Raw genomic sequence first — 9,795 nt, 5'->3', positions numbered from 1 at the left:
CACCGAGGGAGCCGGCTCCGCCACCGGGGCCGGCTTCGCCATGTCCGGCGCGCCGCACCACGCGCACCGCGCCTCCCTCTTCCCACCGCCGGGCCGGAGGCACCCCCACGGGCCGGCACCCGGTCGCCTCAGGCGAGGAACTCCCCGTCCCTGGCCACGACCGCACCACCGTGGACGACCACGTCCCGGCGCGGCATGTCGACGACCACCTGCGGCAGGCACTCGCCGCGCACCAGGACGAAGTCGGCCGGGGCGCCGGGCCGGAAGTCGGCGTGCGCGAGGCCCATGACGTCCGCGCCGCCGTGGGTCGCCACCCGGTAGCAGTCGTTCAGCTCGTCGTCGAGGCGCACGTCCGTCACCCACCCGAGGATGTGCGCGCGGTGCATCATGTCGGCGTCCCCGAACGGGCTCCAGGAGTCCCGCACCCCGTCGGAGCCCAGCCCGACGCGCACGCCGTGCTCGCGCAGCCGCGCGATCGGGAGCACCAGGGAGTCCGACGGCGCCACTGTGGTCAGGGCGATGTCCTGATCGCCCAAGTCCTCCGCGATCGAGCCGAGTTCACGGTCCGACAGGCCGGGAAGGCAGAAGACGTGGCTGACGGTCACCCTGCCCGCGAGGGAGAGGGCGCGGGTGCGCTCGACGATCCCGCGCATCGCCCGCATGCCCGTCTCGCCACGGTCGTGCAGATGGATGTCCACGCCCACGCCGTGCCGGTCCGCGATGCCGAAGACGACGTCGAGCTGCTCGTCGAGCGCCTTGTCGAAGCCGATCGGGTCGATGCCGCCGATCATGTCGATGAGGCCTTCGCGCGCCGCCCGCTCCAGGAGCGCGGCGGTGCCGGGGGTGCGGATCACGCCGTGCTGGGGAAAGGCCACGATCTGGACGTCGAGGGCGTGCCGCAGGCGCTCGCGGGCCTCCGCCACGCCCTCGACCCCGGCCAGTCCGTACGCCGGGGCCACGTCGGCGTGGGCGCGCATGCCGCGGGTGCCGCGGGCGACGGCATGGCTCATCAGGCCGTACGCCCGCTCGGAGACGGGCCGGCGCTGGGCGTGGAACAGGTCGACGTCCTGGGCGACGTAGTCGGCGATGGAGGAGGCCGGCCGCCGGCTCACCCAGGAGCCGCCCCAGGTGGTCTTGTCGGGGTGGATGTGCGCGTCGACGAGGGACGGGAGGGCGATCCGGCCGCCGCCGTCGACGACCTTCGCGCCGTGCGGGGCGGGGCCGTCCGAGATCCGGCCGTCGACGACCACGAGGTCCGTGGCCTTCGCCGCGCCGTACGGGCGCACGTTCCGGAACACGACGGTCCTGGCCCGGTGCCCACCGTCGGGCCGGCCGGGACCGGGCGCCGCGGCCTGCGCGGGGGCGGCCGTCGCGGCGGCGGTGGCGGCGGCTCCGGCGAGCCCGGCGGCTCCGGCGAGCATGGTCCGCCGGGAGAGGGCGCCGGGGGCGGGGGAGGAGGGGGACGGGTGCATGGGGGCTCCTTGGAGGGAGGGGGCCGACGACCTCAGTTTTGTATACCAAGTGGATTGAGATCGACAAGGGTGGACTGTGCCGGTGTGCCTGTGCCTGCTATCTCAGACACTCTGAAGGGTTTCCACGATCGGCAATTTGGTATACGAATAGTCTCCAGCGTTCTCGAAGGGTGCCGATATTCGGATGCGCCGCCCCGCTCTCCGGTGGTGGAATCGCCCGATGGGACATGTGCGATCCACGACCGTCGACCGCGGGCGGTTCGCCGACGCGGTCACCCCCTGGGAGGACGCCGCCTGGCGGACGACCGCCCTCGGCTGGGCGGAGCGGGAGCTCGCCCGTCACGGCCTGGAGGAGACCGGGCCCCGGGAGGTCAGGGTCCGGCCCTGGTCGATCCTGGTGCGCTTCCGGATCGGAGCGGGGCACCGCGAGGTCGTCTGGTTCAAGGCGAGCGCGCCCGACGCCGCCTTCGAGGCCGCGCTCGGAGGCGCGCTCGCCGACTGGGTGCCCGACCACGTCGTGACGCCCCTCGCGATCGACGCCGGGCGCGGCTGGTCGCTCCTCCCCGACGGAGGCCCCCTCTTCCGGCACGTCCTCGACGCCGGTGACGCCGGTCCGGAGTCCTGGGCGGAGGCGCTCGGTCAGTACGCGCGCATGCAGCGGGCCCTCACCCCGTACACGGACCGCATGACCGCGCTCGGCGTGCCCGGCGGCCGCACCGGTCAGCTGCCGGAGATCTTCGACGGCCTGGTCGAGGGCAACGCGACCCTGGACCCGGACGCCCGCCGTGCCCTCCGTGAGCGGCGCCCCCGGCTCGTCGACTGGTGCGCCGAACTCGACGCGTACGGCATCCCGGACTCGCTCGACCACTGCGACCTGCACGACGCCCAGCTGCTCGCCCCCGCCGCCGGCCGCTTCACCTTCTTCGACTGGGGCGACGCCAACGTCGCCCACCCGTTCGCGAGCCTCCTGGTCCCCGCCCAGGCCGTCCGGGAGCGCCACGGCCCCGGGCACGCGCACCGGCTGCGCGACGCCTACCTGGAACCCTGGAGTGACCTCGGCCCGTCCCTCCCGGAGCTCCGCCGCGCCGCCGCGCTCGCCACCCGGCTCGCGGCGCTCGGCCGCGCGGTCTCCTGGTTCCGGCTCTTCCCCGGGGCGCCGGCCACGGGCTGTGCCGAGGCGAGCGCGCACTGGGTGAACGAACTCTTCGCCGGGGAGCCGGTGTTCTGATCCCGTCCCGCGCTCACCGCCCGTCGTTCCACGGAGTTCGGCCGCGCCTGTGGTACTGCCTTACGGAGACATCGTGTTGTTTGTCCCGTAATGCCGTGAAAGGTGCCGCCTGTGTCGCAGGAAGATCAGAGGCCGGAAGGCCGTGGAGCGGGCGCCGAACGGACCGGCCGGGAGGTGCTGCCGGTGACGGCGGACCTGCCCGGCCGCCCCGAACACCACCAGCGAGCCCGCACCGACTGGATCGTGTTCGGCGTCACCGCCGTCCTCACCGTCGCCTTCGTCATCTGGGGGGCCACGGCCACCGACAGCCTGGAGGACGCCTCCAGCACCCTCCTCGACGGGCTGATCCGCAACGGGGGCTGGGCGTTCATGCTCGCCGCCTCCGGGTTCGTCGTCTTCGCGCTGTGGCTCGCCATCAGCCGCTACGGCCGCATCACCCTCGGTCAGGAGAACGAGGGCCCCGAGTTCCGTACCGTGTCGTGGATCGCCATGATGTTCAGCGCCGGCATGGGCATCGGCCTGATGTTCTACGGCGTGAGCGAACCGCTCGCCCACTACGGCACACCGCCGCCGGGCACCCACCCCGTGGACTCCGCCGAGCGGATGCAGACCGCCATGGCCACCACGCTCTTCCACTGGACGCTCCACCCCTGGGCGATCTACGCCGTCGTCGGACTCGCCATCGCGTACTCGACGTTCCGCTGCCGGCGCCGCCAGACGATCAGCGCGGTGTTCGTGCCGCTGATGGGCGAGAAGCGGGCGTACGGAGGACCCGGCCGGGTCATCGACATCCTGGCCATCTTCGCCACCCTCTTCGGCTCCGCCGCCTCGCTCGGCCTCGGCGCGCTCCAGATCGGCAGCGGCTTCGAGGAACTGGGGTGGATGGAGAAGACCGGCACCGGGCTGCTCGTCGCCATCATCGCCGTACTGACCGTCGCCTTCGTCCTGTCCGCCGTCTCCGGCGTGGAGAAGGGGATCCAGTGGCTCTCCAACACGAACATGGTCCTCGCCGCGATCCTCGCCGTCTTCGTCTTCGTGGCGGGACCCACCATCGTCGTGCTCGATCTGCTGCCCACCTCCCTGGCCGCCTACTTCGGGGACCTGCCGCAGCTGGCCGGCCGCACGGAGGCCACCAGCGGCGAGGCGATCCACGACTGGCTGGGCAGCTGGACCGTCTTCTACTGGGCGTGGTGGATCTCCTGGACGCCCTTCGTCGGCATGTTCATCGCCCGCATCAGCCGGGGCCGCACCATCCGGCAGTTCGTCGGCGGGGTCATCCTGGTCCCCAGCACCGTCAGCCTCGTCTGGTTCGCCATCTTCGGCGGTACGGCGATGAAGCTCAGCGAACAGGGCGACCTGGCCGGTGAGACCACGCCCGAGGGGCAACTCTTCGGGGTCCTCCAGGAGTTTCCGCTGACCGGCACCATGAGTCTGCTCGTGATGATCCTGGTCGGCATCTTCTTCGTCTCGGGCGCGGACGCCGCCTCCATCGTGATGGGAACGCTCTCGCAGCGCGGCGCCTTCGAACCCACCCGCCCCGTGGTGGTCTTCTGGGGCGTGGTGACCGGAGCCGTCGCCGCGATCATGCTGCTGATCGGCGACGGACAGGGCGACGCGCTGGCCGGACTGCAGAACCTCACCATCCTGGTGGCGGCGCCGTTCGTGCTCGTGATGATCGGGATGTGCGTGGCCCTCATGCGGGACCTGCGCAAGGACCCGCTCATCGTCCGGGGCGAGGCGGGGGAGGAGGCCGTCGAACTCGCGGTGATCGCGGGCCACGAGAAGTACGACGGAGACTTCGAGCTGAGGATCGGCCCCGGCTCCTCGGGCCCGGACACCCGACCCTGACCGCGCCGGGGTCAGTCGTCGTCGGTGTGGCGGACGCGGATCCACAGGGGCAGCGCGAACCAGCACAGCAGGTACCAGGCGAGCACCCCGGCGACCAGCCACGGCACGTACGCGTCGTGGGCGACCACCCGCAGCACCAGGAGGAGGGCGGACGTCAGGGTCGCCAGGAGGAGCACGAGCCCGACGAGGGTCAGGCGTGAGGCCCAGGTGACCGCCCGGGGCTTCATCCGGCGTCCCGCCACGATCCGGTGGAGGGCGACCGGTCCGATGAGGGCGCCCGTCGCCAGCGAGCCGAGGACGACCGTGACGACGTAGAGCGTCTTGTCGGTCTGCTGGAGGCCCTGGAAGTGCGGGGTGAACGCCACGGTGAGCAGGAAGCCGAGGAGGATCTGCACGCCGGTCTGCGCCACCCGGATCTCCTGGATGAGCTCCTGCCAGCGCCGGTCGGCACGCTCCTCCTCGGTCTCGTGCCGGCCGCGGCGCAGGTCCCCCTCGGTCTCGTGCCGGCCGCGGCGCAGGTCCCCTTCGGAGTTCCGGTCCGTCGTCATGCGGGTCTCCTTCCCCCGGCACGGGGGATCAGGCGCGACCCGCCGCCTTCTGGCTGCGGCGCGACAGCGAGTCGACGACCACGGCGGCCAGCAGGACCGATCCGGTGATCATGAACTGGACGGCGTTGCTCACGCCCATGATGTTCATGCCCGACTGGATGGACCCGATCACCAGCGCTCCGAGGAGGGCGGACCACACCGAGCCGCGCCCGCCGAACAGGCTCGTGCCGCCGATGACGGCCGCGGCGATGACGTTCATCAGCAGGTTGCCGCCGCCGGAGGTCTGGCTCGCGGACTGGATCTGCCCGGCCAGGAAGAGGCCGCCGACCGCCGCCATGAGACCGGAGATCGAGAAGACGCTCATCCGGACGAACGGCACGCTGATGCCGGCCCGCCGCGCGCCCTCGATGTTGCCGCCGACGGCGAAGATCCGCCGCCCGTACGTCGTACGGCGCAGCACGAAGTCCAGGAGCACCAGCACGATCAGGAAGATGAGGAGCGCGAGGGGGAGCCCCTGGTACTGGTTGAGGATGTACGCCGCGACGAACGCGATCGCGGCGATCACGACCGTACGGAGAACGATCTCGGCGACCGGGCGGAACGGCACCCGGGCGGACTGTCGGCGTTTCGCGTCCAGGAGCGAGGCCGCGAGGAAGAGCCCGACGCCCACGGCCGCGGTGACGTAGGCCGTGGCGGGGCTGTGGAAGATCGTCGAGTAGAGCTCGGAGACGATGCTCTCGCTCGGGATGTTGACCGTGCCGCTGGTGCCCAGGACCTGGAGCATCAGGCCGTTGAAGGCGAGGTTGCCCGCGAGGGTGACCACGAACGCGGGCACGCCGACCTTCGCGAAGAAGAAGCCCTGGATGAGCCCGGCGGCCGCTCCGCTGCCGAGGGCGACGAGCAGCGCCAGCCACTGGTTCATGCCGTTCAGCACGTTGAGCACGGCGAAGATGGCGGCGCACAGGCCGCTGACGGAGCCGACGGAGAGGTCGATCTCGCCCAGCAGCAGGACGAAGACGATGCCGACGGCGATCATGCCGGTCCCGACGATCTGCTGGCTGAGGTCGGAGAGGTTCTGGGCCGAGAGGAAGGTGCTGTCGAGGCTGCCGAAGACCGTCCAGATGATGATCACGGCGATGATGACGGGCAGCGAGCCCAGCTCTCCGCTGCGCACCTTGCGGCGGAACTCGCCGAGATACCCCTTGAGGCCCTCCTCGCGCACGAGCAGTCGGGAGTCCACCGCGGGCACCGACTCGGGAGCCGGTTCCTGCGCGGAGGTGTCGCCGGGGGCGCGGTCGCGTCTCATCGCTCCTCCTCCCGCTTGCGGGCCTGGCGGCGGGTGACGGCGCTGTCGGTGGCCCCGGTGATGGCGGAGATGATCTCCTCCGTGGTCGTGGAGCGCTTGTCGAAGAAGCCGTTGTTCCGGCCGAGGCGCATGACGGCGATCCGGTCGGCGACCGCCATCACGTCCACCATGTTGTGGCTGATGAGGATGGTGCCGAGACCGTGCTCGCGGAGCCGCTCGACCAGGTCGAGCACCTCGGCGGTCTGCTCCACGCCCAGGGCCGCGGTCGGCTCGTCGAGGATCACGACCTTCGGGTCGCCGATCAGGGAGCGGGCGATCGCGACGGTCTGGCGCTGGCCGCCGGAGAGGGAGGCGACCGGGATCCGGACACTGGGGATCCGGATGGAGAGGGTGTCGAGGAGCTCGCGCGAGCGCTGCTCCATGCGGACCTCGTCCAGGACGCCGAAGCGGCGCAGCTCACGGCCGAGGAAGAGGTTGCCGACCACGTCGAGGTTGTCGCAGAGGGCGAGGTCCTGGTAGACGGTGGCGATGCCGAGGGTCTGGGCGTCGTGCGGCCGGCTGATGGAGACCGGCCGCCCCTCCCACTCGATGACGCCCTCGTCGGGCGGGTTCACCCCGGCGATGGACTTGACGGCGGTGGACTTGCCGGCGCCGTTGTCGCCCACGAGGGCGACGACCTCACCGGCGTGGACCTCCAGGTCGAAGCCCTTCAACGCCTGGACCGCCCCGAACCGTTTGGAGATCCCCCGCAGGGTGAGCACGGGTGGCTCCGGCAAGGGAACCGCCTCCTCCGCTCGCGCGAACCGCTCCGCGTCCGTCGGGAGCGGTCATTCGAGACCGGCGTCCTTGCAGGCCGCCTCGTAGGTCGGGGTGCAGATCTGGTCGACCGTGTAGAGGCCGTCCTTGACGACGGTGTCCTTGATGTTGTCCTTGTTCACCACGACCGGGTCCAGCAGCTGGGCGGCGACCTTGTGGTCGCTGCCGCTGGTGACGGTGGTGGGGACCAGGTCGTTCGAGAGCTTCTTGCCCTCCGCCAGGTCGACGGCCATCGTGGCGGCGATGTCGGCCTCCGGCTTGTACGGCTTCTCGATCGTGATGGTCTGCGTGCCGAGCAGGATCCGCTGGATCGCGTCGAGTTGGGCGTCCTGACCGGTCAACGGCACGTTCATGCCCGCCGACTTGAGGGCGGTGGCGATGCCGGCGGCCAGTCCGTCGTTGGCCGAGTAGACACCGACGATCTTGTCCTTGCCGAGGGAGCTGATGGCGCCGGACATCTGCTGGTTGGCGTTGTTCGGGTCCCAGTTGGGCGTGTCGTACTCCTTGCCGATCTTCACCTTGCCGTCGAGGACCGAGTGCGCGCCGGCCTTGAACTCGGCCGCGTTCGGGTCCGTCGGCGACCCGTTGTGCATCACGATCTCGCCGCTCTCGGCCTTGTCTCCGAGCGCGTCGAGGAGCGCCTTGCCCTGGAGCTCGCCCACCTTGTGGTTGTCGTACGAGACGTACGCGTCCACCGGGCCCTGGGCGAGGCGGTCGTACGAGACGACCTTGACGCCCGCGTCATGGGCCTTCTGCACGGACGACTGGATGGACTTGGCGTCCACGGCGTCCAGGATGAGGACCTTGTCGCCCTTGGCGAGGGCGGTGTTGACCTGCTGCTGCTGGGTCGTGGCGCTCTCGGCGGCGTTGTAGTAGTCGATCTGGGCGTCAGGCGCCAGCTCCTTGATCTTCTGCTCGATGTAGGGCCGGTCGAACGTCTCGTACCGGGTGGTCTTGCTCTCCGGGAGCAGCAGTCCGATCTTGATGTCCTGCTTCTCGCTCCCCGTGCCCAGGGCCGTCGCGCTCGTCGCCACCACTCCCAGGGAGAGGGCCGCGGCTCCGGCCAGGGCGATCGCGCTCCGCAGTGTCCGGGTCATGGGAGGCTCCTTTCGTACGCCCCCTGTCCCTCACCGCGTGAGCGCGGGAACGAGGATGCACATATGGCCTATATATCGACATTAGCCGCAACCTGAGGACCGGCAAGCGGGTGCCCACCCGCCCGGCCGGTCACTCTGGGCGACCGACGGTCGTCACGGTGTGCGACCGGCCGGGCGTCGGACCCGCTCCCGGGCCGGAATCGCACGTCAGTAGTGGCTCCTCATTGCCGTCCGCACCTCGGCGAGGGTCGCGTCCGCCACGGCCCGGGCCCGCTCGTTGCCCTCGCGCAGGACCCGACGGAGGTACGCGCGGTCCCGCCCGTACTCCGCCCGCCGGGCCCGGACCGGCGCCAGGTACTCGTTGACCGACTCCGTCACGGTCCGCTTCAGTGCCGAGGCCCCCGCCGAGCCGATGTCCGCGGCCACCTCCTCGGGGGTGCGGCCCTGGCAGAGGGCCGCGAGCAGCAGGAGCGAGGCCACCTCGGGGCGGCCGGCCGGGTCGTAGACGATGTGCCGCTCGGAGTCGGTCCTCGCACCCCGCACGAGCCGGGCGGTCTCGTCGGCGGAGGCGGCCAGGGAGACGGCGTTGCCCCGGCTCTTGCTCATCTTGGTGCCGTCCGTGCCGAGCAGCAGCGGCGCCTCGGACAGCAGCGCGTCGGGTACGGGGAAGACGGGGGTCCCGTCGCCGTAGCGGTCGTTGAACCGCCGGGCGACGGTACGGGCGACCTCCAGATGCGGCAGCTGGTCCTGGCCGACGGGCACGAGGTTCGCCTTGCAGAACAGGATGTCGGCGGCCTGGTGGACGGGATACGTGAACATCAGGCCGCTGACGGCGGACTGCCGCGAGTGCGCGATCTCGTCCTTGACCGTGGGGTTGCGGTTCAGCTCGGCCACCGACACCAGGCTGAGGAAGGGCAGCAGCAGCTGGTTCAGGGCCGGGACGGCGCTGTGCGTGAAGACCGTCGCGCGCTCCGGGTCCACCCCGATCGCGAGGTGGTCGAGGACCAACTCCTCGACGTGCGCGGTGAGGTCGTCCGCGATGTCGCGGTCGGTCAGGACCTGGTAGTCCGCGATGATCACGAACAGCTCCACCCCGAGGTCCTGGAGCCGGACCCGGTTGCGCAGGGTGCCGAAGTAGTGCCCCAGGTGCAGCCGCCCGGTGGGACGGTCGCCGGTCAGGACGCGGAAACGCCCCGGATCCTCATGGATCCGTACCTCCAGGACCGCGCTGCGCGCCCGGGCGGCGCTCGTCCCGAGCGCGTCGGCGGAGGTGGTGGGGGAGGCGGGGGCGAGTGTGGTGCTCATGAGGTCTCCTGGTGGGGGTCGGCGGTGCCGTCGGGACGACAGGACCCATCAACCGGGAAACGCGGAAGGGCCGTTCGTCCGAACGGCCCGGTCGTGCGTGAGAAGTGGCCGCTCCTAGGAGGAGCGCCACCAGCTGAGGCACGACGACAGATGCATGGAGCCAGCATAGCGCCCC

Annotated in this window: 8 protein-coding genes; 2 read left to right on the top strand and 6 right to left on the bottom strand. The window is 71.2% G+C overall.

Annotation, left to right across the window (positions count from 1 at the left end):
* Positions 1-128 precede the first annotated feature (128 nt).
* Positions 129-1,472 (bottom strand): amidohydrolase, encoded by a 1,344-nt coding sequence (locus ABTY59_RS33500; RefSeq protein ID WP_352022878.1) that lies wholly within the window; start codon positions 1,470-1,472, stop codon positions 129-131.
* A 220-nt stretch (positions 1,473-1,692) separates the two neighbouring features.
* Between ABTY59_RS33500 and ABTY59_RS33495 the strand changes: the two genes are divergently transcribed.
* Together ABTY59_RS33495 and ABTY59_RS33490 are read left to right on the top strand one after the other, a co-directional pair.
* Positions 1,693-2,700, top strand: a complete 1,008-nt coding sequence (locus tag ABTY59_RS33495) for an aminoglycoside phosphotransferase family protein (RefSeq protein ID WP_352022877.1) — start codon at positions 1,693-1,695, stop codon at positions 2,698-2,700.
* Positions 2,701-2,811: 111 nt separating this feature from the next.
* Entirely contained in the window at positions 2,812-4,548 is a 1,737-nt protein-coding gene (locus ABTY59_RS33490; protein ID WP_403540555.1) for a BCCT family transporter, read from the top strand.
* Positions 4,549-4,559: 11 nt separating this feature from the next.
* On the opposite strand, the gene ABTY59_RS33485 is transcribed toward ABTY59_RS33490, so the two are convergent.
* The 5 genes from ABTY59_RS33485 to trpS all read right to left on the bottom strand — a co-directional run bounded on the left by ABTY59_RS33485 (position 4,560) and on the right by trpS (position 9,620).
* Positions 4,560-5,096, bottom strand: a complete 537-nt coding sequence (locus tag ABTY59_RS33485; RefSeq protein WP_352022876.1) for a DUF6328 family protein — start codon at positions 5,094-5,096, stop codon at positions 4,560-4,562.
* A gap of 28 nt (positions 5,097-5,124) precedes the next feature.
* Positions 5,125-6,402: a sugar ABC transporter permease gene (locus ABTY59_RS33480; protein ID WP_352022875.1), complete on the bottom strand. Its 1,278-nt coding sequence runs from the start codon at positions 6,400-6,402 to the stop codon at positions 5,125-5,127.
* Positions 6,399-7,178: an ATP-binding cassette domain-containing protein gene (locus ABTY59_RS33475; RefSeq protein WP_352022874.1), complete on the bottom strand. Its 780-nt coding sequence runs from the start codon at positions 7,176-7,178 to the stop codon at positions 6,399-6,401. Before ABTY59_RS33475 ends, ABTY59_RS33480 begins: the two co-directional genes overlap by 4 nt.
* 51 nt (positions 7,179-7,229) lie before the next feature.
* Positions 7,230-8,315: an ABC transporter substrate-binding protein gene (locus tag ABTY59_RS33470; protein ID WP_352022873.1), complete on the bottom strand. Its 1,086-nt coding sequence runs from the start codon at positions 8,313-8,315 to the stop codon at positions 7,230-7,232.
* 207 nt (positions 8,316-8,522) lie between these two features.
* The gene (gene trpS / locus ABTY59_RS33465; protein ID WP_352022872.1) at positions 8,523-9,620 is read right to left on the bottom strand and encodes a tryptophan--tRNA ligase; all 1,098 of its coding nucleotides are present in this window, start codon (positions 9,618-9,620) and stop codon (positions 8,523-8,525) included.
* Between the last annotated feature and the right edge of the window lie 175 nt (positions 9,621-9,795).

This window comes from Streptomyces sp. NPDC096079 (genome assembly GCF_040303145.1).
Lineage (GTDB): Bacteria > Actinomycetota > Actinomycetes > Streptomycetales > Streptomycetaceae > Streptomyces.
The sequence above is the reverse complement of the archived record's forward strand: the minus strand, read 5'-3'. Positions and strand labels throughout refer to the sequence as shown.

Bases quoted from the DNA above. Each gene is read 5' to 3' on its own strand.
- ABTY59_RS33470 (WP_352022873.1), bottom strand. From the start codon at position 8,315: ATGACCCGGACACTGCGGAGCGCGATCGCCCTGGCCGGAGCCGCGGCC.
- ABTY59_RS33480 (WP_352022875.1), bottom strand. From the start codon at position 6,402: ATGAGACGCGACCGCGCCCCCGGCGACACCTCCGCGCAGGAACCGGCT.
- trpS (WP_352022872.1), bottom strand. From the start codon at position 9,620: ATGAGCACCACACTCGCCCCCGCCTCCCCCACCACCTCCGCCGACGCG.
- ABTY59_RS33500 (WP_352022878.1), bottom strand. From the start codon at position 1,472: ATGCACCCGTCCCCCTCCTCCCCCGCCCCCGGCGCCCTCTCCCGGCGG.
- ABTY59_RS33495 (WP_352022877.1), top strand. From the start codon at position 1,693: ATGGGACATGTGCGATCCACGACCGTCGACCGCGGGCGGTTCGCCGAC.
- ABTY59_RS33485 (WP_352022876.1), bottom strand. From the start codon at position 5,096: ATGACGACGGACCGGAACTCCGAAGGGGACCTGCGCCGCGGCCGGCAC.